Annotated in this window: 1 protein-coding gene; it reads right to left on the bottom strand. The window is 64.1% G+C overall.

Going from position 1 to position 217, the window contains the following annotated elements:
• Nucleotides 1-217 (bottom strand): hypothetical protein (locus ACPYOG_RS20335; protein ID WP_481295888.1); only part of this gene is annotated, 217 nt, incomplete at both ends.

Below are 217 nucleotides of genomic sequence, written 5' to 3'. Positions count from 1 at the left end.
TCCGTCGTCGGCAGCGTCAGATGTGTATAAGAGACAGGCACGACTTCGACCACTTCGCCGAGTCCGGCCGTACGGAGCGCGCCAGGCCGGTGACCTCGTGGCCGGCCTCGATGAGTTCTGGGACTGTCTCTTATACACATCTCCGAGCCCACGAGACACTCGCTAATCTGGGGGGGGGTGGTTTTTTTTGGGAGAGAGGGGGGGGGGGGGGGGGGGG

The organism is Leifsonia sp. HAY1-4F (genome assembly GCF_056755275.1).
The sequence above is the reverse complement of the archived record's forward strand: the minus strand, read 5'-3'. Positions and strand labels throughout refer to the sequence as shown.